This is a genomic window from Aeromicrobium changchenzhani, assembly GCF_057586615.1.
The window spans coordinates 1932950-1957848 of sequence record NZ_CM172480.1; the positions used below are offsets into that span (position 1 = coordinate 1932950).

General features: G+C 60.4%; 26 protein-coding genes and 2 riboswitches. Of the genes, 4 read left to right on the forward strand and 22 right to left on the reverse strand.

Going from position 1 to position 24899, the window contains the following annotated elements:
• Positions 1 to 7: 7 nt before the first annotated feature.
• The 10 genes from gcvP to clsA all read right to left on the reverse strand — a co-directional run bounded on the left by gcvP (position 8) and on the right by clsA (position 8361).
• A complete protein-coding gene (gene gcvP / locus AC2YB9_RS09825; protein ID WP_487265166.1) occupies positions 8 to 2863 on the reverse strand; it encodes an aminomethyl-transferring glycine dehydrogenase in 2856 nt (951 codons plus the stop codon).
• A 52-nt stretch (positions 2864 to 2915) separates the two neighbouring features.
• A riboswitch (glycine riboswitch) is annotated at positions 2916 to 3006 on the reverse strand.
• 66 nt (positions 3007 to 3072) lie between these two features.
• Entirely contained in the window at positions 3073 to 3660 is a 588-nt protein-coding gene (locus tag AC2YB9_RS09830) for a MerR family transcriptional regulator (RefSeq protein ID WP_487265167.1), read from the reverse strand.
• A gap of 162 nt (positions 3661 to 3822) precedes the next feature.
• Positions 3823 to 4287 carry a bifunctional nuclease family protein gene (locus AC2YB9_RS09835; RefSeq protein WP_487265168.1) on the reverse strand — a complete coding sequence of 155 codons (465 nt, stop codon included), beginning with the start codon at positions 4285 to 4287 and terminating at the stop codon, positions 3823 to 3825.
• Between the two features lie 6 nt (positions 4288 to 4293).
• A complete protein-coding gene (ftsR, locus tag AC2YB9_RS09840) occupies positions 4294 to 5013 on the reverse strand; it encodes a transcriptional regulator FtsR (RefSeq protein WP_487265169.1) in 720 nt (239 codons plus the stop codon).
• Entirely contained in the window at positions 5010 to 5459 is a 450-nt protein-coding gene (locus tag AC2YB9_RS09845; RefSeq protein ID WP_487265170.1) for an FHA domain-containing protein, read from the reverse strand. Before AC2YB9_RS09845 ends, ftsR begins: the two co-directional genes overlap by 4 nt.
• Positions 5460 to 5561: 102 nt before the next feature.
• Complete coding sequence (gene gcvH / locus AC2YB9_RS09850; RefSeq protein WP_487265171.1) at positions 5562 to 5939, reverse strand: glycine cleavage system protein GcvH; 378 nt, start codon at positions 5937 to 5939, stop codon at positions 5562 to 5564.
• 16 nt (positions 5940 to 5955) lie between these two features.
• The gene (locus tag AC2YB9_RS09855) at positions 5956 to 6660 is read right to left on the reverse strand and encodes a DUF881 domain-containing protein (protein WP_487265172.1); all 705 of its coding nucleotides are present in this window, start codon (positions 6658 to 6660) and stop codon (positions 5956 to 5958) included.
• Positions 6653 to 6985: a small basic family protein gene (locus tag AC2YB9_RS09860; protein WP_487265173.1), complete on the reverse strand. Its 333-nt coding sequence runs from the start codon at positions 6983 to 6985 to the stop codon at positions 6653 to 6655. The genes AC2YB9_RS09855 and AC2YB9_RS09860 overlap by 8 nt, the downstream gene beginning before the upstream one ends.
• Positions 6982 to 7773 (reverse strand): DUF881 domain-containing protein, encoded by a 792-nt coding sequence (locus AC2YB9_RS09865; protein ID WP_487265174.1) that lies wholly within the window; start codon positions 7771 to 7773, stop codon positions 6982 to 6984. Before AC2YB9_RS09865 ends, AC2YB9_RS09860 begins: the two co-directional genes overlap by 4 nt.
• A gap of 3 nt (positions 7774 to 7776) precedes the next feature.
• Positions 7777 to 8361 carry a cardiolipin synthase ClsA gene (gene clsA, locus AC2YB9_RS09870; protein ID WP_487265175.1) on the reverse strand — a complete coding sequence of 195 codons (585 nt, stop codon included), beginning with the start codon at positions 8359 to 8361 and terminating at the stop codon, positions 7777 to 7779.
• A 203-nt stretch (positions 8362 to 8564) separates the two neighbouring features.
• Between clsA and AC2YB9_RS09875 the strand changes: the two genes are divergently transcribed.
• Positions 8565 to 9182: a superoxide dismutase gene (locus AC2YB9_RS09875; protein ID WP_487265176.1), complete on the forward strand. Its 618-nt coding sequence runs from the start codon at positions 8565 to 8567 to the stop codon at positions 9180 to 9182.
• A gap of 53 nt (positions 9183 to 9235) precedes the next feature.
• Here AC2YB9_RS09875 and AC2YB9_RS09880 read toward each other — a convergent pair whose 3' ends face one another.
• Genes AC2YB9_RS09880 through bluB form a run of 9 tightly spaced genes read right to left on the reverse strand, consistent with a single transcriptional unit; the run spans position 9236 to position 19592 of the window.
• Positions 9236 to 11212, reverse strand: coding sequence for a bifunctional copper resistance protein CopD/cytochrome c oxidase assembly protein (locus tag AC2YB9_RS09880; RefSeq protein WP_487265177.1), 1977 nt, complete (start codon positions 11210 to 11212; stop codon positions 9236 to 9238).
• Positions 11209 to 11721, reverse strand: coding sequence for a copper resistance CopC family protein (locus tag AC2YB9_RS09885; protein ID WP_487265178.1), 513 nt, complete (start codon positions 11719 to 11721; stop codon positions 11209 to 11211). Before AC2YB9_RS09885 ends, AC2YB9_RS09880 begins: the two co-directional genes overlap by 4 nt.
• Entirely contained in the window at positions 11714 to 12367 is a 654-nt protein-coding gene (locus AC2YB9_RS09890) for a YcnI family copper-binding membrane protein (RefSeq protein ID WP_487265179.1), read from the reverse strand. The genes AC2YB9_RS09885 and AC2YB9_RS09890 overlap by 8 nt, the downstream gene beginning before the upstream one ends.
• A 35-nt stretch (positions 12368 to 12402) precedes the next feature.
• The gene (locus AC2YB9_RS09895; protein WP_487265180.1) at positions 12403 to 12948 is read right to left on the reverse strand and encodes a hypothetical protein; all 546 of its coding nucleotides are present in this window, start codon (positions 12946 to 12948) and stop codon (positions 12403 to 12405) included.
• Between the two features lie 22 nt (positions 12949 to 12970).
• Positions 12971 to 13951 (reverse strand): carbohydrate kinase family protein, encoded by a 981-nt coding sequence (locus tag AC2YB9_RS09900; protein ID WP_487265181.1) that lies wholly within the window; start codon positions 13949 to 13951, stop codon positions 12971 to 12973.
• Entirely contained in the window at positions 13911 to 16913 is a 3003-nt protein-coding gene (locus tag AC2YB9_RS09905) for an AAA family ATPase (RefSeq protein WP_487265182.1), read from the reverse strand. Before AC2YB9_RS09905 ends, AC2YB9_RS09900 begins: the two co-directional genes overlap by 41 nt.
• Positions 16913 to 18106, reverse strand: a complete 1194-nt coding sequence (locus AC2YB9_RS09910) for an exonuclease SbcCD subunit D (RefSeq protein WP_487265183.1) — start codon at positions 18104 to 18106, stop codon at positions 16913 to 16915. The genes AC2YB9_RS09905 and AC2YB9_RS09910 overlap by 1 nt, the downstream gene beginning before the upstream one ends.
• 12 nt (positions 18107 to 18118) lie before the next feature.
• The gene (locus AC2YB9_RS09915; RefSeq protein WP_487265184.1) at positions 18119 to 18940 is read right to left on the reverse strand and encodes a spermidine synthase; all 822 of its coding nucleotides are present in this window, start codon (positions 18938 to 18940) and stop codon (positions 18119 to 18121) included.
• A 10-nt stretch (positions 18941 to 18950) separates the two neighbouring features.
• On the reverse strand, positions 18951 to 19592 hold the full coding sequence (gene bluB, locus AC2YB9_RS09920; protein ID WP_487265185.1) for a 5,6-dimethylbenzimidazole synthase: 642 nt from the start codon (positions 19590 to 19592) through the stop codon (positions 18951 to 18953).
• A gap of 8 nt (positions 19593 to 19600) precedes the next feature.
• Positions 19601 to 19790, reverse strand: a riboswitch (cobalamin riboswitch).
• Between the two features lie 39 nt (positions 19791 to 19829).
• On the opposite strand from bluB, the gene AC2YB9_RS09925 reads away from it, so the two are divergent.
• Positions 19830 to 20198: an RNA-binding S4 domain-containing protein gene (locus AC2YB9_RS09925; RefSeq protein WP_487265186.1), complete on the forward strand. Its 369-nt coding sequence runs from the start codon at positions 19830 to 19832 to the stop codon at positions 20196 to 20198.
• Positions 20199 to 20225: 27 nt separating this feature from the next.
• On the opposite strand, the gene AC2YB9_RS09930 is transcribed toward AC2YB9_RS09925, so the two are convergent.
• Positions 20226 to 22343 carry a RecQ family ATP-dependent DNA helicase gene (locus AC2YB9_RS09930; protein ID WP_487265187.1) on the reverse strand — a complete coding sequence of 706 codons (2118 nt, stop codon included), beginning with the start codon at positions 22341 to 22343 and terminating at the stop codon, positions 20226 to 20228.
• Positions 22344 to 22390: 47 nt separating this feature from the next.
• Here AC2YB9_RS09930 and AC2YB9_RS09935 point away from each other — a divergent pair, with 47 nt between their 5' ends.
• Positions 22391 to 23209, forward strand: a complete 819-nt coding sequence (locus AC2YB9_RS09935; RefSeq protein ID WP_487265188.1) for an ABC transporter ATP-binding protein — start codon at positions 22391 to 22393, stop codon at positions 23207 to 23209.
• A gap of 4 nt (positions 23210 to 23213) precedes the next feature.
• On the opposite strand, the gene AC2YB9_RS09940 is transcribed toward AC2YB9_RS09935, so the two are convergent.
• Together AC2YB9_RS09940 and AC2YB9_RS09945 are read right to left on the reverse strand one after the other, a co-directional pair.
• Positions 23214 to 23588: an enoyl-CoA hydratase-related protein gene (locus AC2YB9_RS09940; RefSeq protein ID WP_487265189.1), complete on the reverse strand. Its 375-nt coding sequence runs from the start codon at positions 23586 to 23588 to the stop codon at positions 23214 to 23216.
• 294 nt (positions 23589 to 23882) lie between these two features.
• On the reverse strand, positions 23883 to 24335 hold the full coding sequence (locus tag AC2YB9_RS09945; RefSeq protein WP_487265190.1) for a hypothetical protein: 453 nt from the start codon (positions 24333 to 24335) through the stop codon (positions 23883 to 23885).
• A gap of 279 nt (positions 24336 to 24614) precedes the next feature.
• Here AC2YB9_RS09945 and AC2YB9_RS09950 point away from each other — a divergent pair, with 279 nt between their 5' ends.
• On the forward strand, positions 24615 to 24845 hold the full coding sequence (locus AC2YB9_RS09950; RefSeq protein ID WP_487265191.1) for a hypothetical protein: 231 nt from the start codon (positions 24615 to 24617) through the stop codon (positions 24843 to 24845).
• Positions 24846 to 24899: the final 54 nt, after the last annotated feature.

The window sequence follows — 24899 nt, forward strand, 5'->3', positions numbered from 1 at the left end:
GTTTCGCTCAGACCTCCGCGAACGCCTCAATCGGTGGGCAGGAACAGAACAGATTGCGGTCGCCATAGGCTTGATCGACGCGCCCGACCGGCGGCCAATATTTGTCGTCGGTCGTACCGCTGGGGAATGCCCCAACTGCCACCGAATAGGGATGGCTCCAGCCTTCGCTGAGTTCACGCATCGTATGGGGTGCGTTGATCAGCGGATTGTCCTCGGCCTGCAAGGTCCCCGCAACGACCGCGTCGATCTCAGCATGGATCGACAACATCGCCTCACAGAATCGATCCACCTCGGCCAGATCCTCGGACTCAGTTGGCTCAACCATGAGCGTTCCTGGTACCGGGAAGCTCGTCGTTGGCGCATGGAAGCCATAGTCGATCAGCCGCTTAGCGACGTCATCGACGCTGATCCCCGATTCCTTGCTCAACTCCCGGAGATCGAGAATGCATTCGTGGGCAACAAGACCATTATCGCCGGTGTAAAGCACCGGGAACGCTCCTCCCAGACGCTTGGCAATGTAGTTGGCCGACAACACCGCCACGGAGGTCGCGCGGGTAAGCCCGCCAGCGCCCATCATGGCGATGTAAGCAAATGGAATCGGCAAGATTCCGGCTGACCCGTATGGGGCTGCGCTGATCGCACCGATCCCTACCCGTTTGGATTCAACCGGATGCATCGGATGTGAGGGCAGGAACGGCACCAGATGCTCACCGACGGCAACCGGACCGACCCCTGGACCACCACCGCCGTGCGGAATGCAGAAGGTCTTGTGCAGATTGAGGTGCGAAACGTCGCCGCCGAACTGTCCGGGTAAGGCATGACCGAGCAGCGCGTTGGCGTTGGCGCCATCGACGTAGACCTGCCCACCATGGTTGTGAACGATGTCGCAGAGTTCACTGATGCCGTGTTCGTACACGCCGTGTGTTGACGGATAGGTCACCATGATTGCGGCAAGATCGTTCGAATGCTCAGCGCATTGGCGCTTCAGATCCGCAAGGTCAACCTCACCTCGGTCGGTGGCCTTGACGATCACGACACGCATACCGGCCATGACAGCCGATGCGGCATTGGTGCCATGGGCCGAACTTGGAATCAAACAAACATCGCGAGATTCGTCGCCACGGCTCTGGTGATAAGCACGAATCGCCAGCAAGCCGGAGAATTCGCCCTGTGATCCGGCGTTGGGCTGGATCGACACTGCGGCATAGCCAGTAACGGTTGCAAGTCGTGATTCGAGTAACTCGATCATTTCGATCATGCCGCCGGCATCGGCCGCCGAAACGAACGGATGCAGGTCAGCGAACCCGGGAAAACTAATCGGCTCCATCTCCGCAGCCGCATTGAGCTTCATGGTGCAGGAGCCGAGCGGAATCATGCCGCGATCCAACGCATAATCACGGTCGCTGAGTCGGCGAAGGTAACGCATCATCTGCGTTTCGCTGTGATGTTCATGGAACACCGGATGGCTGAGGATCTCGTCGGTTCGTAGCAACGCGGTCGGTATCGACTCGGCGCCTTCCTCCACCGCGTCGATGCCATCGACGCCGAATGCCGTCCAGAGCTTGCGCAGATGCTTGTCGGTCGTCAGTTCATTCGTTGCCGCGCCGACATGGTCGGCGTCGATCAGGCGCAGATGTATGCCCGAGGCGCGAGCGGCCGCGACAACATCGACCGCACGACCCGGAACGGCCGCGACAATCGTGTCAAAGAAGCCATCGGTAGCAGTCTCCACTCCCCCGGCGCGCAACCCGGCCGCAAGGCGAGTTGCATAGCCATTCACCCGACGCGCGATCCGGCGCAGACCCTCCGGCCCGTGATAGACGGCGTACATCGACGCTGCAACGGCAAGCAGAACCTGCGCGGTACAAATGTTTGAGGTTGCCTTCTCGCGGCGAATATGCTGCTCCCGCGTTTGCAGAGCGAGGCGGTAGGCCGGTCGCCCAGCCGTGTCCACCGAGACGCCGACGAGACGGCCGGGGAGGTGCCGCTCAAGGCCCGCACGCACGGACATGAACGCCGCGTGCGGTCCGCCGTAGAACATCGGCACGCCAAATCGTTGGCTGGATCCCACGACAATATCGGCGCCCATCGAGCCGGGCGATTTCACCAACACCAATGCCAACGGATCAGTCACGACGACCGCAAGCCCCCCACCCGCGTGAACCGCTTCGATGATTCCGGTTGGATCACCCAGTTGGCCATCGGCACGTGGATAGGCGATGATCACGCCGGCGCCATCAACAGCGGGCAAGCCAGCGGCCAGATCGGCCTCGACCAGATCGATGCGGAGCGCCTTGGCTCGGGTTCGTATGACTGCCAAGGTCTGCGGTAGGCAGCCGGTGTCAAGAATGATGGGTTTGTCGCCGCCGCGACGATTCGCGCGCCGAATCAACGTCATGGCCTCGGCCGCCGCAGTCGCCTCATCGAGCAGCGACGAATTGGCCGTCGGAAGCCCGGTTAGATCGGCGATCATAGTTTGAAAGTTGAGCATGGCCTCAAGCCGGCCTTGCGAGATCTCCGGCTGATAGGGCGTGTAGGCGGTGTACCAGGACGGGTCCTCCAACACGTTGCGGCGAATAACCGCCGGTGTCGTCGTGGGGTGATAGCCGAGGCCGATCATGGATATCCCCGGATTGTTGCGTCGGGCCAGACCGCGAAGCAAATGGAGAACTTCGGTTTCGCTCAGCGGCGCGGGCAGCGCCAGCTGCGACAAGGTACGGATGCTCTCGGGCACCGCGGCGGCCATCAACTCATCCAAGGTGTCGTAGCCAACAACACGAAGCATTTCGTCCTGCTGGGACGAATTAGGCCCGATGTGACGGGATTCGAAGAGTTCAGACTGTGCGTGCAACGGACACTCCATGGGATCGAGGCTTGAAGCCTCCCCATCTGTCACGTCACCGCTTCAGATTCGCCTCGATCACGTGGTCCGTTGTGCCTGAGAGGTTCCGGGGAGGAATTGCCCCTTCGGCGCTGCCGGAGAGCAGACTCTCCCACATGACTTCGAAAGCACCGCTAACCTACCAGTGTCGGGCCAGTAATCGAAACACGCGGCCGCGTGTCTGCAGCCGGTCAGCTGCTGAGGCGGGTACGGCGCCGAGCCGCCAGTTCATCGTTGTGATCCTCGACCTGTACGGCACGTTCGCTGGGCAGCTGCGCAAGCGAGCCTTCAATCTCACGCCATACGCCCCCGATCGCGATGCCGAAGACACCCTGACCTCCCTGGAGCAGGTCGATCACTTCATCGGCGGAACGGCATTCGTACACGCTGGCGCCATCGCTCATGAGTGTTACTTGAGTCAGGTCGTCGGTGCCACGCTTGCGCAGATGCTCAACCGCAATTCGGATCTGTTGGAGCGAAACACCCGCATCAAGCAACCGCTTGATGATCTTGAGCAGCAGGATGTCTTTGAAAGAGTAAAGGCGTTGGGTGCCCGAGCCGCCGGCTGATCGCACGGTCGGCTCGACCAAGCCAGTGCGGGCCCAGTAGTCGAGTTGGCGGTAGGTGATCCCAGCAGCGCTGCACGCCGTCGGACCGCGGAAGCCAGTGTCCTCAGGCATCGGCGACACGTCATCGTTGAACAACAAGCCCTGATCCCCAGCTTGTTCAGCAGCGACGACGGCAGGTGCCTGATCGATCTCATCCAATGGCTTGTTCATCCACGGACCTTCCAGAAAAAATGCGGTTGGGGGGAAGCCTACCGCTACGGAATCACATCCGCGTACTTTCGGCAGTAGTCTCAAGGTAAAGGTGAGAGTTTGCTGGGTCAACGACCAAGCGTGTTTCCGGGCGTGTCGTAACCCTAAACCTTAGGTTGAGGGTTACTTATCGAAGTCTTCCGGATTCACTTCGTCTAGGAATTCGCGGAACTTCTCGATTTCGTCATCTTCTTCGCGGGCCGCATGAATTCCGGCCTCGTCAAGGACATCCTCGGCGCAGATGATTCGCGTTCCAGTCCGCAATGCGAGCGCAATCGAATCCGATGGACGGGCCTCGACCTCAGCTCCGGAGGCAAACACCAGTTGAGCGTAGAAAACGCTTTCACGCACGTCAACAATGCGGACCTCAACCAGCTCATCACCGAGCGCGTCGATGATCGAGCTCATCAGCTCATGTGTCATCGGGCGTTTGCCTTCAGTCCCCTGCTGGGCAAAAGCAATCGCCGAGGCTTCAACGGCACCAATCCAGATCGGCAGATAACGCGATCCTTCCGACTCGCGCAGGAGAACAAGGGGCTGATTGGTGGGCATTTCTACCCGGACCCCGACCACGTCGACCTCACGCATGATCAATCAGCTGCTCAAGCCGTCTTGTACCAAAATCGTATGCAACCGGATCGCGAGCGCCGCAATAGTGCCGGTGATCTCCGCAGTTTTGGCCTTGTCATGCTGCTTCGCAACCGGCGCGACCAATTGATCAAACAACCCGATTTCCCGATCTGCGGCGGACCGGAATATCTTGAGGTGGCGCGGTTCGAGGCCCAGGCTAGAAAACTCACGCACGACCGCTGCAACCGACAGAGCATGCCCGTCGTAATAGGACTGGTTGGGGCGACGCTTGATCAGGCCATATTGTTCGAGCGCCTCGAGTAGTTCACCGCTGATGTCAGCAGCGTCGAGGAGTTCAGCGCGCGACAACCGGATCTGGCTGCGCCCCTCGGTGAACGTGGCGGGCGTCGGCAATCCGTCGTCACCGAGCGTCGTGCGCGGCACCGAGATCTGGCCGTTGATGACATCTTGGGGTACGACGCCACGATCCATATCCTCGAGCAACTGGCGAATCGTTCGCAACGGTTTAAACGTGTCGCGCTGCTGCCTAAGGATAAAGCGCAGTCGCTCAACATCGCGATACGAAAACTTACGGTAACCCGATGGAGTTCGCTCCGGCGCAATCAATCCCTCGGACTCAAGGTAACGAATTTTGGTGATCGACAACTCCGGGAACTCCGCTCGGAGTTCGTCGATAACTTTGCCAATGCCGAGTCGTGACAACTCGGGCATTGATTCGGTCACGCGGCGCCGCCAGTACGTCCCACGATGTAGATCAGACGATATTTTCCGATCTGTACTTCATCGCCACCGGCCAGTGCGATTTCGCCGTCAATACGATCCCGATTGACATAGGTGCCATTGAGACTGCCGAGGTCCTTCACCGTGTGGCCATTAGCAGCGCGGGTGAACGTCGCATGTCGGCGTGACACGGTGATGTCGTCAAGGAAAATCTCGCTGTCCGGATGCCGCCCCACCGTTACGGCGTCGGTGTCGAGAAGGAACCGCGCCCCTGCGCTGGGGCCGCGTTGGACCAGCAGCAGGGCGCTACCAGCCGGCAGCACGCCCGTAGCGGCAACGTCCTCGGGAGTCATCTCCTGGGTGTCGATATCGAGTGCCGGTATGGCCATCGTTGACGTGACTTCCGTGGACGGATCGACGGTCTCATTCCCATCGTTCGGGGACGACATCGGAATACCTCCTGAAACGGATCCTGAACTGCTGTTTGGGTTCAGCATTCTGTTGCCTCAAACCTAGCATCTTGCAGGTCATCGATGAGATGATTTGGGACGTCAGCCTGCGATAATGGCTGAGTAAGCCTCGGACTCCAGTAGCGCCATGGTCGGGTCTTCGTCGCTGGGACGGACCTTGATCAACCAGCCCTCACCATATGGATCGGAATTGACCACCTCTGGCGCGTTGTCGAGACCGTCGTTGCGGGCAATAACCTCGCCGGCGATCGGCGCAAAGATCTCGCTGACTGATTTCGTCGATTCGAGTTCACCGATGACGGCTCCGGACTCGATCGTCTCGCCGACGGCAGGCAGATCGACGTACACAATGTCGCCAAGGGCATCCTGGGCATAATCGGTGATGCCGATGGTCACAACCTCGTCATCGATACGAATCCACTCATGCTCTTCGCTGTAGTACAGATCTTCAGGGATCACAGATGCTCCTTGTCGTTCACGGTGTGGGTTGAGAGTACTCCGGGTGCTTAATGTCAGCCAGAGCCGTGATGGTGATTTTTTCTTGGGTCGCGACATTGAGCGTGCCGCCACGATTCTGCACCCTATCGGCCATGCCGCCGCGGAACGTCACTGCTTCAGACATGGTCGACGGATCACCGATCGCCTCGATCAAATATGGCGGCTTGATTTCCCGACCGCCGACACGGACGCCATTGTCATCATCGAGAAAATAGGTCTGCGCGACGACTCGTGCTGTCCCATTGATCGCGATGACTTCTGCGCCAGCATCCCGCAATTCCTCGATCGCATCGAGCATTGCGGCAGCATCAATCGCCCGCTCCGGATCGTCAATCGTGATTGAGACACCGGGGCCGGCAGCACCGACTGAACCAGCCAAAATTGCCAGGTCGTCGGCACGCTTGCTCGCTTGTTCGGTGGCTTCATCGGATTTCCGGGAAGAATCAAGCAACTGGTTTCGCGTCAGCGTAAGGTCACTGACCTGCGTATTGATTCGATCGTTGGCCGCGTCCAACGAGCGGAGCAGCTCGACCAAGTCCCCCTTGCGCACGCCGGAATAATCGGCCGGGTCCTTATGTCGAACCTGAAGCGTGACGGCAAATGCGAGCATCGCCAGCAGGAGTGCAACAGCAATCTGCGGGGCGGTTGGCCGCAGCACGGATCGCCACGACCGCTCAGGCATGGAAGATCCGCCGTCGGATCGCGGCCGCATTGCTGAAGATCCTGATTCCCAGGACCACCACAACAGCCGTGGACAATTGCGATCCAACTCCCAACTGATCACCAACGAACACCATGAGCGCGGCGATGAAGACGTTCGAGATGAAGGAGACGACGAACACCCGGTCGTTGAAGCGGCGCTCACCGAGCGCACGAACGGCGCCAACGACCGCATCCAATGCGGCGACGATCGCAATCGGAAGGTAGGGCTGCAGGTCAGCGGGGACAGTCGGCTGAACCGCGAGTCCGGCAATCACGCCAACGATAAGGCCAAGAACTGGGATCATGACTCTCCTCTGATGCGGCGGGCGTGCAAAATCGCCATTCGCTGAGCCGGCGTGGCCGGAACCCTGAGACCAGACTCTTTGTTCACGTCGAACCGTATCCCGGCCTTGGCCACTCGTCGCGCCCAGTATCGCCCTGCACGGTTCTCTGCCAGACGGTCCGCAAGAGTGCTCGAATCGCCCAATGCTGTGATCACGTATGGCGTACCAATCGAATGGTAGTTTACCTTGATCGATGCACCCGCCGATCGAATCGAAGACAAACTACTCAGCCGATTGCCATTGATTGAAATTGCTTCGGCACCGGCATACCAAAGTCCATTGGCCAATCGCTGCAAGTCGAAATCGGTGACCCGGCCATTAGCCCGCGCGCCGCTGCTGTCATCGACCGTCACGACGATGCCAGGGCCGAACGCTTCGGAATCGGACGTGATCAACCGGAGCGCTTCGACCTTCGGGTCGATACGGCTGGACGCCTTCTTGAGCTTCTCGACTTGAGTGCGAAGTTTCTCTGCTTCGACAATGTTTTGCTGCACCGACGCTTTACGGTTCTGGATGCTCGAGATGAGTGTGTTGACCTCGACCTGATTCGCCGGCCGATCATTCCGGTTCTGAATCAGGGCCACCGTCATCAGCAGCGCAAACAGCGCCAGCCCGATGCCGGTCACCAGCGTCGCATTGCCCTTGCTGGAATCGGGGCGCACCTCGTAGTAATCGTCGTCCAGCGCAGTATCGGCAATGCCCTCAAGCAGTCCGGGTCCGGTATACGGCGCTTCGTCGGGGGCGTCCACGGCTCACCCGCGTACCCGTTCGACCCGTGGGGTCGTCTGCAATAGGCGCCGGACCTGAAAGGCGTACAGGGCGCCGCCCCACCAATAGAGGCCAACGCCCCACACCGTGAAGGCCCACCCGAACACATTGGCAAGATCGGCAACCGTGCCTTCGGCATCGCCGAGCAGCAGCAGCGGGAACGCATACAAAAGACTCGCGGTGGCGGCCTTGCCGAGGAAATGAACCGGCAGCGAACTGTAGCCACGGGTGCGCAAGAACGGTATGAGTCCGAACAGGAACACATCGCGAAGCGGCAGGATGATCGCCAGCCAGAGCGGAATGATGTCACGCACCGACAGGCCGACAACCACCGCAAGAATAAACAACCGATCAGCGACCGGATCTAGAATTGCACCGATCTTCGAGGTCTGGTTGAGACTGCGCGCCAACTTGCCGTCGAGATAATCCGTGACGCCCGAAACCAGCAAGACGGCGAGCGCAATCACATCGGCATGTGGCCCAAGAACGAGCCAAAGGAAAAGTGGAATGAGCAGAAGCCTGACGAAACTGAGCGCATTCGGGATCGTTATGACGCGGTCGTTCGACACTTCGATCCTTCCGGTATTTGGGCTGTCATCTGCACTTTGTCTCGAAGGAAAGACTAGGTCATCAGCACTGGCGGCAGACGCTTGAGGCAGAAGACACGCCGGGTGGCCGATCATGGATTAAAACAATAGTGCCAAGATGAGTGTTGAAACAGATAGTTCACCAATTGACGGGCACGCCGTGCCCACTTCCCTTAGGAGGATGCGTGGCTGACTACACACTCCCCGATCTGCCATACGATTATTCGGCACTTGCTCCCCATATCTCGGCAGAGATCATGGAGCTACACCACTCGAAGCACCATGCGGCATATGTCGCAGGTGCCAATCAGGCGCTTGAACAGCTTGCCGGAGCGCGCGATGCGCAAGACTTCAGCAAGGTCAATCTGCTGGAGAAGAACCTTGCGTTCCATCTCGGCGGACACATCAACCACTCCGTGTTCTGGAAAAACCTCTCCCCTGACGGCGGCGACAAGCCCGACGGTGACCTCGGTGCCGCGATCGACGACAACTTTGGTTCGTTCGACGCGTTCAAGGGGCAGTTCAATGCCTCTGCACTTGGTCTGCAGGGCTCCGGCTGGGCGGTGCTCGCTTGGGATTCCCTCGGCAAGCGCCTGCTCGTGACGCAGCTCTACGATCAGCAGAACAATGTGCCGATCAGCCTCACGCCGATTGCACAGTTGGACATGTGGGAACACGCCTTCTACCTCGACTACAAGAATGTCAAGGGCGATTACGTCAAGGCGTGGTGGAACATCGTCAACTGGGCCGACGCTCAGGAACGTTTCGCTGCGGCGACGACGGGTGCTCAGAACATCTTCTGAGACACCTCAGTCTGAACTCAGCGGGTCTTAAAAATCCAGCGCGGCACTCACAGTTAGTGGGTGTCGCGCTGTTTTCCGTGTTCTTTAAGCGACGCTAAATAGTCGTTATAGGCAGCAAGTTCTGCATCGCCATTGCGGCGTTCTGAGCGATCGAAGCGTTTTGCTTCCCGCGCGTCGGACCGAACCCACTGCACGAGGATCGCGCCCATCACGAGTATGAGCGGCACCTCTCCCATTGCCCACGCAATCCCGCCGCCGAGATACTGATCGTGCAGAAGGTCAGTTAGGAACGGGCGGTGCAACTCGTCCCAGTAGGACTTGGCAAAGATCCTGTTACTCGACATGACCGAGATCGAGAAGAACGCGTGAAAGGGCACGGTGATCATAAGCGCGCCAAAACGAACTAATGGATCGAGTTTTCGCGGCGACGGATCAATGCCGACGAGGACGTAATAGTAGAGGGTGCCCACCGCAATGAAGTGAATGACCATTATTGCGTGGCCCAAATGGTTCTGCATCAATGCGCCGAAAATCGGCGAGAAATAGAGGCCATACAGGCTCCCAATGAACAGCGCCGGTCCGACCAACGGATGGGTTATGAAGCGTGAGAACCGTGAGTGCAGGAAATTCGTGAGCAGCTGTCGCGGCGAGACTTCGCCAGGCTGGCGCGGTCCCGGCAACGTACGCAAGGCTAAAGTCACCGGCGCAGCCAGCACGAGGAAAATTGGCGCCACCATCGACAGCATCATGTGCGACACCATATGGGCGCTGAACAGAACATGTGAATAACGTCCCAGACCGCCGAAGGTGGCCCAGCCGACGATAACCATGCCCAACAACCACGAGATCGTGCGGCCGATTGGCCATTTGTCGCCGCGCGAATGCATGACCTGGACGCCCTTCAGGTAAAACGCCGTACCGAGTCCGACGAACGCCAGCCCGACACCGTTGGGCGACCAGCCGAAGAGGTAGCGTGCCAACGTCGGAGAGCCCGGCATGCGACCGCCAATGAGTTCTTCGACAACGCTCTCGTAAAGATCATCCGGCACCGGAGTCGGCGTGCGCGACAACGCGACGGCCAGCCCTATCGCCATCACCATGAGCAGAAGTTCACGCCACGCGAGACTTCTGAAGCCACCACCATTGGCAACAATTCGCCGTCGCTGAGCCAGTCCGAAGAAACCAAGTCCCACCAACGCCGCTACCTTGCCCAGAACGAGGACTCCGTACGACGTGGTGAACAGTGCTGAAAAAGAACCGATACGTACGGAGGCATTGAAGGCACCGGAGATCGCGACAATTGCGAAGCACCAAGCCGCCATCGTTGAATATCGAACGATCGCCGAGTCAAGGCGTTTGCTTCCACGCATCGCGACCCACGCCAGTGCCGCCAGTCCGCCGACCCACAGGGTCACCCCGACTAAGTGGATCAAAATGCTAACGATCGCGACATCGTGAGAGCCCGAACCAGCTGAATGCCCGCTGAGTGAGATCGGAATCAGGCTTGCGAAGGTGAATCCGAGCAGCATCGCGAGAGACCGGATCCCGACTATCCAGCGGGCGCCGAAGTAGATAAGCGCAGCGAGCCCTGCCTGCACGAGAATCGCGCGACCCAATGCGGTCGTCGTGAAGAACTCCGACAGCAGCGAGTACTTCCAAATCTGGGTGATCGGCACCGCGAAGACGTCTGAGACGGAGAGAAAGTACAGCACGACCGATGAGATGCTCCAGACGCCGGCCAGCCGGCGAGCGATACCCACCGCGTCGACGGCTAACCCTTGCGCGTGGTCACCCGCCGAGGGAAGCAGGAACACCGCAGCGGCAAGGAAGCCAATGGTTCCAACTGCAGCAAAATCAGTGACCAATTTGATCGCCGGCAATCCCCAACCGGTGACCATTCCTGGATCCGGAAGGCCAGCGGGAACCTTCTGCGGCGCTCCCCCGCCGCCTTTCAGCGCCACGACCAAGATGACGAGCGCCACTATGTAGGCGAAGACGGCGAAGGCGGTCGAGCGTACTGCGTTATTCACTGTTCTTCCGAATCACGGTGCTTCCGAAGTGGGACAAGCATCAGCCCGAGCGCGACCAGAACTCCGACGGCGCCCCAGATCAGATGTGATTTGTGCCGGTGAACAAATGAGTTATCCTCCGGTTGTTGGACCTGCGTAACAGTACGCCCCGTGGTCACAGTGAATTTCACGGTGGCGGAGATCGCATGCCCGTCGGCAGAGACCACGCGATAGGCCATCAAATAGTCGCCCTTGTTGTCCGACTTCGGGATCGTAGCGGTCACTTTGTTATCGACAGCGGTCACAGACTTGGTCTTCAGCCGCTTGCCGTCTGGCGTTGTGACGACAACGAACGCACGCGAGCCGATATTCTCGTTAAAGGTCAACGAAACCTTATTCGGCGCGACATCGAGACGTGCCCCATCGCTGGGATCGGTACTGACCAGCACGGCATGTGCGGACGCAGGTGCCGATCCCAGCATGAGGACAGCGAACGCAAGCGCGCACGCGGCTGAAATGAACTTAGACATTGCGCCTATTCTTGCGCAGCCCGACAACTAATCCACCGGCGCCAATCAGGATTGCGCCGAGCGCCAGCCAGCGGGCGGTGTCGTCAGTGTTGCCCGACGTTGGCGCCGGTGCCGCAACCGACTTCACAAGAGACAACGCCGGAGCCGGATGATCAGGCTCGGTAGAGCCTTTCTGAATTTCGTCCCAGTTAGCCGCTGTTCCGTCCGAATAGTTCTGCGTCGCCGTGAATCGGAGCGCCTTGACCTTCGGGATCGGGCCGACCGACAGCGCGAATTCATCGAACTCCCCCGGCTTGATACCGCCATCCTTTGCCGTCCAGGTGACCGCCGAGACCGTTTTTGTCAGATTGAATTCACCCACCTTGATCGGTTTGGGGTGGGTTACTTCGGTGACCTTGACGGTCCAGCCGGGCTTCGTCTGGCTGCTGACGAAGGCAAATGGTGTCTTGTCAGGCAATTTGACGGTGACCGACGCCGTCGACGCCGTATCCGATTCGGTGGGAACGCGGAATATCACTTTGCCGAACCCGCCGGCCTCCGCGTCGGGCGAGGAAACCGTGACATGTGCTGATGCCGCTGATGCGGCGCTGATCATTGCGAGCGCGAACATGGCTGCGGAAACACGCAGCCCAAAACGTTTGGACATGAAGAACTTTCTGGATAAAAAGGGGATGAAGTCGATCAGCACATGCCGATCGGTGGTCCCCGCAGCCCAGCTCCCCCCACCAGCAACAGGCAGGTCGGTCGTTGAACACTATCTGCCCGTTGATCGCGCGGCCGCGCTTGAGCGGGCGCACTGCGCCGATAGAGCACGAGTGCCACTGCATGGAAGCCAAGTCGCTCTGCGATAGCCCACACGCTTCGTTCGCCATAGGCCAGCACGGCCGCAGTGAGACCGATCGCCATGGCGTGTCCAACCATCATCGGCGGCGCCATTGGAGCCATACCGACGGTCAACATGCCAGCCAGATGCACCGCAATCTGAGCGAGCAGGAGAAGTCCGAGCAGCTGCACAAACAGGAGCCGACGGCGACTCAGCATCCACAGGAGGGATGCGACGGTCGTAACGAGAAAGACCAACAGCCCAACTGGTGGTGCTTGTCCACCACCGAGTTCATGGCCGAAAGTGGCGAGCACCACGCTTGCGAATGACCCGGCGAATACACGTGCCAGCCGAATCGGCCACACGTTCGCTGAGAGCGCCGCAGCGGCAGGTGATGTGGCCACGATACGAGCGTATCTTAGGTCATTAGGTTCGATGCGTTGGTCTGACGGCCGCCCGCAATTCGGTGCAGGTCGGCGGCTCTGCACCGCCTCGTGCAACGGTCAGCGCTGCAACTTGTGCGGCATGTGTGCCAAGCCGGCGCAGTGTTGGCTCATCCACCGCCGCCAGTGCAGAGCGCGACGCAGGACCGAGCAACTGCGCTTCGGCCGCCGCGTCAAGTAGTCCGGCCATGAACGCATCGCCAGCACCGATCGTGTCGACCACAGTGGTCGGTGGCGATGAGATCTCAACCGCGGCGTTGTCGCTTAGCCCGAGCGCTCCGCTTGCGCCGCGGGTTATGAATACGACCGACGTGCTGCCGGTAAGCCAGCGCTCAGCAATATCGGTCGGAGCTATGTCCGGATAGAGCCAGTCAAGATCTTCATCACTGACCTTCACGATGTCGCTCACGGCGGCGAAGGCCTCCACCCGCTGGGTCGTCGCGGCCCGATCGGCGATCAACTGCGCTCGGATATTGGGGTCGAAGGAGATTGTCGCAGCCCGTACCGATCGCCTGATGCGTTCGAGCACGCGTGATCCTCCCGGTTCGAGCCACGACGCGATCGACCCGGTGTGGATGACCTCGGGAGCGGTGGTGGGCTCAAGCCCAGCTGGTGACCACACGATCTCGAATTGGTAGGTGGCGGCGCCAGCGGCATCGAGTCTGGCGGTAGCCGTTGATGAATTGCCCGCGTGCTCCGATCCTGCTGTGACCGTGACGCCGTTGGCCAGCAAGTGGGCCGTGATCTGTTTGCCATACGGATCGGCAGCGAACGATGTTGCCAACTCAACCTGATGGCCAAGTCGCGCCAGGCCCACGGCCACGTTAGCGGGGCTACCACCGACATGCGAAGACGTTGGACCGTCGCTTCTCACCACGACGTCGATGAGCGATTCGCCGATGACTAAAACCTGCGCGGCACGATTAGCCATCGCCACCGGCCAGCGTGAGCCTGGACGATCCATCCGAGTTGCGTGCGACTGTGATTTGATCGGTGACCCGCTGCTTGAGCTCCTCGACGTGGCTCACGATGCCCACTTTTCGGCCGCCCTCAGATAATTTGCCGAGCTCACCCATGACGGTGTCAAGCGTTTCTGAGTCGAGACTGCCGAATCCTTCGTCGACAAATAAGGTGCCAAGGTCGATACCACCGGCTTCACTCATGACGACATCAGCGAGCCCCAGCGCAAGGCTCAGCGAGGTGTAGAACGTCTCGCCACCAGAGAATGCTTTCGGTTCACGTTGCTGGCCAGTTTGCTGGTCAAAAATCCGCAATGCCAGACCGGTCTTGTTGCCGCCCTTCGATTCCTTCTCATCACTGCGTTCTAGCCGATAACGACCGCCGGACATTGGTACGAGGCGTGAATTGGCGGCCAGCAGGACCTCTTCGAAGCGTCGCATCAGCACGAATGAGCCCAGCGTTAGCATGGCCGAGTTCGCTTTGGTCGATGCCTCGGCAAGATCGGCCATGCGGATAATCGGTGCAATCGCTTCAAGCAGTGTGTTGTTGTCGTTGATGGCACTCTGTAGACCCTCGAGTCGGTGGACCAGATCCGTGTGTCGGGCAAGCGCGGCATGGACGATGTTCTCCGCGTCGGTGCAGGCTGCCGCGGCTTGGCGGGCTGTTTCGGCTGCGGTATCGACAGCCGGCAGCTCATCGCCGGTCAACACGGCGATGAGCGGGTCGGCCAATCCGGCCGTGACGACCGCTAGTTCCTGTTGATGTTTGGCGACGCGGGCCGTGATCTCATCCATTACCGATTGATCCATTGCCGCCGCGCGGGCGGTGGCAACATCGGCGAAACCCGATTCAACGACCGCTTGCCGAGCTTCCTCACGGCGGCGATCGCGTTCGGACAATGCATTGGTGTTGCGTTCAACAGCCAAACTCAGCGCTTCGAGCCGACGCCGCTCGGTTGTGAGAATCCGATCGAGCTCCACGAGGCTTCCTGCCCGGCTCGACAAGGCGGCCACCACCGTTTGGCGATCTTCGCCAAGCCGGTCCACCAAATTCTTGAGTTCGACCGCGAGCGCGGCCCGCTCGAGTTGAGCGGCGGTCAGCGCAGCGGCCAACCGTTGGGTATCGGCATCAAATTCGGCCAGCCGTCGATCAAGGTCGGCGTGTGTGCCCGCGAGTTCGGCAAGCTGTTCAACCCGCGCAGTGGCCGCGACTAGCCGCGCGGCAACTTCCTCGGCGCTGACTTCGCCGAGTTCATCGATGTGGTGTTGTCGAGTCGTTTGGAAGGTGATCAGCCGGTCGTGAGCCGACCGATGTGCCGTTTCGGCCTCGATTCGAGCGCGGTCTGCGGCGGCAATATTGTCGTCGGTGGGCTGATCGGTGTCGTGAACAGCCGGGGTCGGGTGCTGCAGCGATCCACATACCGGACACGGCGAATCTGGTCGCAGATCGAGCGCGAGCTCACCGGCCATCCCAGCCAACTGACATTGCCGCAGATCGTGCACATGTTGCTGGGCTGCGCTCGCTCCACTGAGTAGTGTCGCAACTCCAGCGCGCAGGCCGACGCCTTCGGCATTCATGGCATCGAGCCGGTCGAGGGCCGCTCGGACTGCGGTGGCTTGCGCCAGCGCAGTGTTCGCCAGCGCGAGGTCATCACCGGCTTTGCGTGCAACATCAATCAAACCGATCAGGGCCGACCGTTTCAGTGGTCGATCCACCGTTGCCCCCGTGTGGGTGTTGATTTCACAATTCAACTCGGCCGCTCGCGCGGTCGATGCGGCTATTGCGTCCTCACGGGAGGCAAATGTTACTTCGATCGGCAACAGCGCGGCGATCGTGCTCCTTTCGGTCACGATCGCTTCGATCCTCGCCACCACCGAGGAGAGCGTTTGTTGGTCGGCGTCGGCCCCAAAGTTTGATTGCGCAGCCACCAGATCCGATTCGGCTTTGACGGCCACCGTTTCGGCTCCAGCCTCGGCGTGAAGCGCCGAACGAACCCCGACGGCGCGTTGTGCCAGTTTGAGTCGTGTGGCGTCGACGTCGATTGTGGGGCGGTGACCCGCCAACGCGGTCTGCCGGGCCAATAACGAACGGCGACGCTCCAGGCGTTCGGCCAGTTTCAACTCATTCTGATGTCGATCGGCGCTCTGGGATTGCCACTCGACGGCCGCATCACGACTGGCCCGTTTCGTCTGAAGGCTCTCTTCATAACCAGCTACGAATGCCTGGCAGCGGGCCACAAGGTCGGCCGGATCGTCGAATTCGGCGAAGTTCTCATCATCGATCTCATCGCCGGCGCCCGCGACAAATAATTTGGCTGCCGTGTTGATCAGCTGGCTTGCCGATTCCGCCTCTTTGCGGGCTGTTTTTCGGCCAGAAATTAGTTTCTGGGCAATCTCGTCATACATCTGCGTCCGGAAGATTGATTGCAGGACGCCGCGTCGCTCTTCGCCACTCGCGCGAAGGAACGCTGCGAACTCACCCTGTGGCAAGACCACGGTCTGCACGAACTGTTTCTTGGTCAGCCCCACAATCCGCGGAATCTCACCCCCCACTTCGGCGGCGCTGACGCTTAGAATTGTGCCCCCGTCGAGGTCGTCGACCGCATCGATCTTGATGAGTCGGGCGGTGGCATTCTGCCGGGTGGTGCCAGTGCCAGACTTCTTGGCACGCTGATAGCTCGGGGTGCGGTGGATGCGAAAAATGCCCGCATTGGTCTCAAACGTCAACTCGACGAAGGACGTCGTCGCAGGGTCAACATGGTGCGAACGCAGACGCTCATCACTCGCCTCCGAGCTGGCTGGCGTGCCGTAAAGGGCGAAGACAATCGCGTCGATGATCGTCGACTTGCCCGCTCCAGTCGGCCCGGCGAGCAAAAAGATGCCGCTGCTGCCGAATTCGGAGAAATCAATGCTGAAAGCCCCAGCAAAAGGACCGATGCCTTGAAAGCTGAGCCGGTGCAACTGCATCAGGCGCTCCGCTTCGTCGATCGAACGTCGTCATAGGCCGTCTGGAGAACGTCGATCTCCGCTGGCGACGGCGCCACACCGGTCGCATAGGTCACAAACTCTTTGAGGACATCCATCGGATCGGTCGATGAATCGATCTTCGGTGCAGAGACGTATTGGCCCGGCTCAGCGGGTACATGTTGGATGTCGACCGCACCGGGGTGGCGGGCTTTGACCTTGGCATACATGCCATCGGGATAGGCGGTGTCAGTGATGCGCACGCGAAGAAAGGCATTGTCGAGCTCATCTTTGTCGGGGTCGAGAACCTCCGCCATGGACCCACTGATTGTCCTGATCGGGTGAGGTACGGGCGTGGGGATGAGCGTCACCACAATTTTGTTGTCGTCGATGTCGAGCAGCGTCGATGACTTGATTCGCCCTTCTTCGGAGAAGGAGTAGGCAAGCGGCGAGCCTGAATAGCGCACGATCGGACCGCGGGGACGTGCGGTGATCTTCTGTGGGCTGTGAAGGTGGCCGAGCGCAACATAGTCGACGCCATCGAAAACTCCCGATGGGGCGACGTCGACACCACCAACTTTGATGTCACGCTCGCTCGAACTGGCCTCGCCGCCAGCCACAAAGGCGTGCGCCATGACGATCGCCGTCGGCTTGCCGTCGCGCCCGGCAAGGTCGGCGCGAACTGTGGTCATGGCCGCCGTCAGCACTCCCTCATGGGAGCGGGCTGGCAGCTCGGCCCCATCGGCCACGAGCGATACCCGCGCTGCATCTGGATCAAGATAGGGAATCCCGTAGACACAAACGGCACCGTCGCCGAGGACGACCGGCTCACCGATGTTCGAGGTGTCAGCCAGGATCTTCAGGTTATCGTTCATGAGTTCAGCGGCGAAGCCGAGTCGTATCGATGAGTCGTGGTTGCCCGGCGTCAAAATCACCGTCGTCAGCTGGCTCAGTCGAACCAGCGCCGATGCGAGCAATCGGACTGTCTGCACTGACGGAACAGAGCGATCGTAGACGTCGCCAGCCACGAGCAGCGCATCGATCTCGTGCTCCTCAATGACGCTGGCCAGATGGTCGACGTATGCGCTCTGGTCGTCGTGCAGGTCAACACCGTGGAATGTACGGCCAAGGTGCCAGTCGGAGGTATGCAGGATTCTCACACCGCTCACGGTAATGGGTGCCACCGACAGCGTCATGAGAAGAAGGTGTCAGGAGAAGAAGGCCTTGCCGCCCGGCGGTGCGGGCGACTGCGCCGAGTCCTGATCGGTGAATGGCGTTGCGCGAGCGAAGGCACGGTCGACTTCGGCGCCCGCAATCACCCGATATGGAAATGCCGAACGCGTTGCCTTGCGCGCCAACTCAGCGCTGGGCAGTTCAACATCGGCAGCGCATACGAGGACGTTGCCGAAGCGACGCCCCTTGAACGTGGCCGGTTCGGCACTCAACATCAGCTGAGCGAACTCGCCTCGAAGCCCGGCGAGCACTCTTCGTAGATAGTCGAATGGGGCGCGATCGGCCAGGTTGAGTAGAAACATTCCGCCCGGTTGCAGGACGGCTGCAACCTGCGCGAGCGCTTCGACGGTCGTCAACTCCGCTGGCACGCGGGCACCATCGAAGGCATCGAGAATCACGACAGCCGCATAATCGGCGCGCATCGCAGCGAGCCCGGCTCTGCCGTCGATGCCGCGCACCTTAATGCCTGAGCGTTGGCGCAGCGGCAATTGTTCACGAACGAAGGCGGTCAAAGCCTCATCGGGTTCAAGCACAATCTGCGGCGACTTCGGCCGGGTCGCTGCGACATATCGCGCCAAAGTCATGCCCGCTCCCCCGATATGAATTACGCGAATCGGCTGGCGCTCCGGATCGAATGCCTCAAGCGCATCTGCCATCCGCTGGATGTAGTCGAATTCAAGCCACTCTGGATCGTCCAAATCGACATATGACTGATCGGTTTGTCCCACCTTGAGCAGGTAGCCCGTCCCACGGTCGCAATCGGCCTCGAGCGTGAAATCAGAATCGTCGTTTGGCACGCCGGTCACTCTAGTCGGCGGCAACCGCGCCATATCGCTCGAAGTGGATAGCGGCTTCGAGCGGGCGTTTCTGCCGCCACCCATGTCGCTCGAGATCGGGCTTGTCCTGGAGTTGCGTGATGTTGCCGACACATAACCATGCAAGCGGTCGAATGCCGTCGGGGATGCCGAGGAGATTGGCCAGGAATGGCTCACGGTAGAACGAGACCCAGCCGACCCCGAGGTCCTCGGCAGTTGCCGCCAGCCACAGGTTCTGGATGGCCAGGCAAGTTGAATAGAGTCCGGCATCGGCAATCGCATGCCGTCCCAGGATGTGGCTTCCACCCCGACCTGCGTCATAGGTCACGACGATCCCCAACCCCGATTCCATGATTCCCTCGACCTTGATTTTTGCGAACGTTCGGCGATGCTCGGCATCAAGGCTTTCATCAAAGCTGCGACGTTCGGCCTCGACGTGGTCGCGAAACCGTTGGCGGGTCTCCCGGTCGCGCACCAGGACAAAGTCCCAGGGTTGGCTGTGTCCAACGCTGGGCGCCGCGTGGGCCGCCGCGAGCACACGTCGCAGCGTTCTCTCCTCAAGCGGCGTGCCAGTGAACTCGGCGCGTACGTCCCGGCGTCGAGAAATGATGTCGTAGAGGGCTTCGGTATTCATAGGGCTCCCGCACAGATCGATGCGAGGCCGGTCTCCGGACTTCCCGTCAACATCGGCCGGTCGCCTTCCCAGACCGAGGTCCAGTGGCTGCGTGAACGCGTGACCGGCGACTCGAGATCACCGTAGCGGGCCCTGTGCCGGATTCACACCGGCTTTCCGATTCTCTCCTTGCGGAGCACCTCGCAGGTTGTTGCCAGCAAAGATCCTACTCATGGGGCGACGTCGTAGAGTCCGGGTATGGAGTTGAGTTCGGTGCGGGTCGACGTCTGGACGTGGTCCGTGCGGTTGTACAAGACCCGTTCGGCAGCATCGACCGCGTGCAAGGCCGGACATATCCGGCTGAACGGCAAGAAGGCTAAGCCGTCGCAGGCGGTCAAGATCGGCGACCGGATCGAAGCGCTCACCGGCGACCGCGAGCGGACCCTAGTCGTGACGAAACTCCTGACCAAGCGAGTCGGCGCACCGCTCGCAGTCACCTGCTTCGACGATCACACCCCGGCGCTTCCGCCGAACGAAGAGCGTCCATCAGTTCCGACCCGCGATCGCGGCGCCGGGCGGCCAACGAAGCGCGACCGACGTCTGATCGAACGGCTTCGCGGCCGCTGAGCTCGCTAAGTTCAGGCATTGACCGGTTCAGGCCACTGATGCCAATACAAATGGCAGAACTGCCGATGCACCTTGTTGACGGAGCAGCCGAGCCGCGACCGTGATCGTCCAGCGGCTGTCCACTCGGTCATCGATCAAGAGGATCGGCTCCCCCGCGTGCCTTGCGAGGCTCTCGGCAAGCTCAGGCCCGATGGTGAACTGATCCCACACGTTGGCCAATCGGAAGGCGCTGTTGCCTCCCGACTCACCGACTGGCCCGTCACCGATTGGGCTGAGCGTCCCAATCAATGGCAACTGGCCGCGCTGTGACAGCCACTCCGCAACCGAGGTGATCAGCTTCGGGTGACGCCGCGAGGGCATCTGGACGATCGCGGTCGGACGTTCGCTCCAGCTCCAGCCAGCTAATACGCGTATGCAGGCATCCAACATCACCGCACTGGCCGATATGTCCTCTGCTCCTGCGGCAAAAGTCTCGCGGAGCGCAGCGCCCCAACCCAGATCGGTCAATCGTGCCAAGGCGCGACCTGGCTCGGCACGTTCGTCGGGTCGGATCTTGCCCTTGACTGGGGCACCGAGCCGTTCGGCCCCGGTCGGCCACTGTGCCCGCGGTTCGATCACGAGGCCGACCCGGTCCAGCGCCGCGCCCGCGGTCGACGTCGCCGTCGCCGCAACGTCAGTGGGAAACCAGATGCCAGCACAGCTGTCACACCGGCCGCACGGTGCGGCAGTGGGATCGTCGAGATCGCGCTGGAGTGCTTGCATACGGCAGTTGCTGGTGTTTTCGTAGTCGAGCATCGACTGTTGTTCGGCTAATCGGGCCGTTGCAATACGCGCATAACGATCGGCGTCGTAGACCCAAGGCTCACCGGTGGCGACCCATCCGCCCTGCATCTTGCGCACCGCGCCGTCGACGTCGAGAACCTTCAACAACAACTCAAGTGGCGTGCGTCGAAGGTTGACTCGTGCCTCGAGCGCCGGAGTGGAGATCGGCTGGTCGCCGAGCGCATCGAGCACTCGGGCGGCCTTGTCCTCATCGGGCATCGACGACGTGGCGAAATAGGTCCAGATGTCGCGGTCCTCACGACCGGGCATTAACAGCACATCGGCGTTTTCGGTGGCGCGGCCCGCGCGACCCACCTGCTGGTAATAGGCAACCGGCGACGAGGGGGCACCCAGATGAATGACAAAACCCAAATCTGGCTTGTCGAAGCCCATACCGAGCGCGCTGGTCGCGACGAGCGCCTTAAGCGTATTGGCCTTAAGCATGCCTTCAGACTCTTGCCGCTCGTCCGGATCGGTCCGCCCGGTGTAAGCGCGCACTGCGTGGCCGGCCTCGCGCAGCAGACGTGCCGTGTCCTCGGCCGCAGCTACCGTCAACGAATAGATGATGCCACTGCCGGGCAGCTCGTCCAGATGTGTCAACAACCAGGCCAGGCGTTGCCGCGAGTCATCAAGACGCAGCACACCGAGTCGCAGCGATGTGCGGGCCAGCGAACCACGGATAGTCAGGACATCGCCATCGGCGCTACCGAGTTGTTCGGCGACATCAGTCACAACACGTTCATTCGCGGTCGCTGTCGTGGCCAAAACCGGGACGGCCTTCGGCAGGCCAGCGATCAGCTCGGCTAAGCGACGGTAGTCCGGGCGAAAATCATGGCCCCAGTCCGATATGCAATGGGCTTCATCGACGACCAGCATGCCGATGCGGGCAACCAAATCGGGCAATTGCTCGTCGCGGAAACGTGGATTATTGAGCCGTTCGGGCGACACCAACAAGATATCGACGTCATCGGCGGCGAGCCGGGATCGGACGTCATCCCACTCATGTTGATTGGCTGAATTGATTGCGACTGCGCGCACTCCCGCGCGTTCGGCAGCCGCTACTTGATCACGCATGAGTGCCAATAACGGCGACACCAATAATGTCGGTCCCGCGCCTGCGCGGCGCAACAGCAATGTTGAGATGAAGTAGACCGCAGATTTGCCCCAACCGGTCCGTTGAACGACCAATGCCCGACGGCGGTCGTCGACGAGGGCCGCAATCGCTTCGAACTGGCCGTCATGGAACACCGCATCGTCACGGCCGGTCAAAACCCTCAGTGCAGCGAGGGCGGCGGTGCGGGTGTCTATGTCGTTGCGATCCATGCAGGCAGTCTGTCAGCCAGCACCGACAGGCCTACGATTGATCAATCATGGGTACCTCCTCCGCACAACCGCATACGGTCCTCGACGTGGATTCGGTCGATTTTGTCCGCGCCAATCAACTAATCCTTGATGCTGTGTCACTGCGGGTCGAGGCTGGCCAGCATTGGGCGCTGCTCGGCCCCAATGGTGCGGGCAAAACGACGTTGCTGAATCTTTGCGGCGCGGTCAATCACCCGACTCGTGGGACCGTCACAGTGCTGGGCAACCAACTCGGCCGGGTCGACATGCGCGCGCTTCGCGGCTTGATTGGATTCGTTAATCCCCGCCACCCGCTGCGCTCGGACCTGAGCGTCGAGGAGATCGTGCTGACCGGGGTACTCGGCACCACCGAGACTAGTCCGCGCTGGCGCCCATCGAGCGATGATGTCGCTCGTGCACACGATTTGATGAAGCTGCTGGGAATCGATCAGCCGTTGGCGTCGGGCTGGCTCACGATGTCCCAGGGCGAGCGGGGCAGGTCGCTCATCGCCCGTGCGCTCATGCATGACCCCGACCTCCTGCTGCTCGACGAGCCGAGTTCCGGCCTCGATGTCGCTGCCCGAGAGCAACTGCTGACAACGCTCGACGATATCCGCGTTCAGAACCCTGAATTGGCCACTGTTCTGGTTACACACCATCTCGAGGAACTTCCGTCATCCACGACCCATGCGATGTTGCTGCGCGGCGGGAAAGTCATGGCAGCTGGCACGGTCGATGAGGTCATCACGACCGAACTAATCAGCGAATGTTTTACTCATCCAATTCAGATCGAACGGCGCCGGGGACGCTGGATCGCTACGACGCCGAATTTCAACTTGTACGAGTAGGCGTTCAGCCGCGATCGGCGTGCCACGGCAAATAGTCCGGCTGATCGGTGCTGACCCGGCTGGGGAAGTCGGCGGGGCGTCGCGCTAGGAAAGACAGCACGCCTTCGATGGCATCGACGCTATCGCCGAGCCCACCAATTAGCTTGGAATCGAGCACGAATGCTGACTTGGGTGAATCCAGCGGACTCATCTGGAACAGCGCTTGCCGGATCACGGCGGTTGACACGGCAGCTGTGTTGACGATCAGCTCATGGGCCAATTCGTATGCTTTGGCGAGCACCTTATCCGGCTCATACACTGCGGTCACCAAACCTGAGGCGTGCGCTTCCTCGGCGAGAATCAAGCGTCCACTGACCATCCAGTCGAGTGCTTTCGTCACCGCCGTTCGCGGCAGTGAGTGCCTCGGCGAGTTCATCGGCCATCTGACTCGTGTATCCGTTACGTGCCTCGGGCCGGTTCAGTGTGATCGTTGCGATGCGGTTCTCGACGACATAGGTGATCTGCTCGTAACCCACGGTTCTCCTCTGGCTGCGTTGACCGACTCTGGGGCAACCCTATGCCGACCGCTCCCCCGTTTGACCTTGATGAGGTCCAACGTGGGGCGCAACCGCAGCTGGCCACTTCGCGAAGTCCTGCTGACTATGACCTTCTAGTGGCTGAAATACTCGCGTGGCTAGCTGTCCTCTGGACCCAGGCCCACCGAGAGGTTTACATCGCATTCACTCGTGGCATGCGCTTGAACCTTTTCTTGCGCTGCGAGGAACTCCGGGGCAGACACTGCCGCTAGAACCGGTTTCAATGCCGCCAAGGCTTCTTCGGGATCGATATCGGCACCGCCAGGGGATTTCCCTTCAAAAACGGAGTCGAGATCGGCAAAACTGATACCGCTCTCATCCAGGGTGGCAAGCATCGCTTCGACGGCGTCGCCCATCTGTTTCCACTCGGCGCTGTCAGGTCCGAAATGGTCCTTAGCGGCAACCTCGAGTTGCTTGCAGTATCCACCGCTGGCTGCAGCTGCAACGGCCTTGTCAGGCGCATCGGCCTTCTTACTTGCGCTGTCGTCGCCACATCCGGAAATTGCCGCGAGCATAAGCACCGCAGTGGCCACCATGGCTGAGATCTTCACGTTGTTCCGCTTCGTCGTTGACATGAGTTGCCGACGCTAATGACGTTGATGAATGTTTCATTAAAGTCGCGAAAATGGCGGTGGGCCGGCCACTCCAATTAGGCAACCCAGTCTTAAGAATTCTCACACTGCTCTCGGTAGCGTTCACCCAACATGGCTCTGCCGTGAATGTCGACATTCAACCGAAAGGGCTGGGGGCACAACTCATGGATAAGCATCGGGGCGTGACCGAGGCGATTAAGTCTGGCCGGCATAAGTCGTCTCCTGTATAAAGACCGCGTGGTGCACATTTGGGTTGGCAAGATGCGGCAGGGGTTCAAGATCAGCACCGATGCGAAAACCCCGCTCGGAAGTGGCATCAAGATGTTCACGCCGAAGGAAATCGAAGCGCTACCGGGGAATGAAGGCGCCACCTGCAAGGTCTACACGGGATCGAATTCAGTCTTCAAGCTGCCCAGCGGAGTGAAATTCGGCCCATTACCGATAAACCCGATGGTTCCCGGCCTATAAGCCCGACCCTTCGTTCGGGTTGGCAGACTACAAACCCGATCGCGCAGAACAGCG

What these genes read in the sequence shown, in the direction of transcription:
- gcvP (WP_487265166.1), bottom strand. Translation starts at nt 2,863, where the DNA reads ATGGAGTGTCCGTTGCACGCACAGTCTGAACTCTTCGAATCCCGTCAC.
- AC2YB9_RS09830 (WP_487265167.1), bottom strand. Translation starts at nt 3,660, where the DNA reads ATGAACAAGCCATTGGATGAGATCGATCAGGCACCTGCCGTCGTCGCT.
- AC2YB9_RS09835 (WP_487265168.1), bottom strand. Translation starts at nt 4,287, where the DNA reads ATGCGTGAGGTCGACGTGGTCGGGGTCCGGGTAGAAATGCCCACCAAT.
- AC2YB9_RS09845 (WP_487265170.1), bottom strand. Translation starts at nt 5,459, where the DNA reads ATGTCGTCCCCGAACGATGGGAATGAGACCGTCGATCCGTCCACGGAA.
- AC2YB9_RS09855 (WP_487265172.1), bottom strand. Translation starts at nt 6,660, where the DNA reads ATGCCTGAGCGGTCGTGGCGATCCGTGCTGCGGCCAACCGCCCCGCAG.
- AC2YB9_RS09860 (WP_487265173.1), bottom strand. Translation starts at nt 6,985, where the DNA reads ATGATCCCAGTTCTTGGCCTTATCGTTGGCGTGATTGCCGGACTCGCG.
- AC2YB9_RS09885 (WP_487265178.1), bottom strand. Translation starts at nt 11,721, where the DNA reads ATGTCTAAGTTCATTTCAGCCGCGTGCGCGCTTGCGTTCGCTGTCCTC.
- AC2YB9_RS09890 (WP_487265179.1), bottom strand. Translation starts at nt 12,367, where the DNA reads ATGTCCAAACGTTTTGGGCTGCGTGTTTCCGCAGCCATGTTCGCGCTC.
- AC2YB9_RS09900 (WP_487265181.1), bottom strand. Translation starts at nt 13,951, where the DNA reads ATGGATCGTCCAGGCTCACGCTGGCCGGTGGCGATGGCTAATCGTGCC.
- AC2YB9_RS09905 (WP_487265182.1), bottom strand. Translation starts at nt 16,913, where the DNA reads ATGCAGTTGCACCGGCTCAGCTTTCAAGGCATCGGTCCTTTTGCTGGG.
- AC2YB9_RS09910 (WP_487265183.1), bottom strand. Translation starts at nt 18,106, where the DNA reads ATGACGCTGTCGGTGGCACCCATTACCGTGAGCGGTGTGAGAATCCTG.
- bluB (WP_487265185.1), bottom strand. Translation starts at nt 19,592, where the DNA reads ATGAATACCGAAGCCCTCTACGACATCATTTCTCGACGCCGGGACGTA.
- AC2YB9_RS09925 (WP_487265186.1), top strand. Translation starts at nt 19,830, where the DNA reads ATGGAGTTGAGTTCGGTGCGGGTCGACGTCTGGACGTGGTCCGTGCGG.
- AC2YB9_RS09930 (WP_487265187.1), bottom strand. Translation starts at nt 22,343, where the DNA reads ATGGATCGCAACGACATAGACACCCGCACCGCCGCCCTCGCTGCACTG.
- AC2YB9_RS09935 (WP_487265188.1), top strand. Translation starts at nt 22,391, where the DNA reads ATGGGTACCTCCTCCGCACAACCGCATACGGTCCTCGACGTGGATTCG.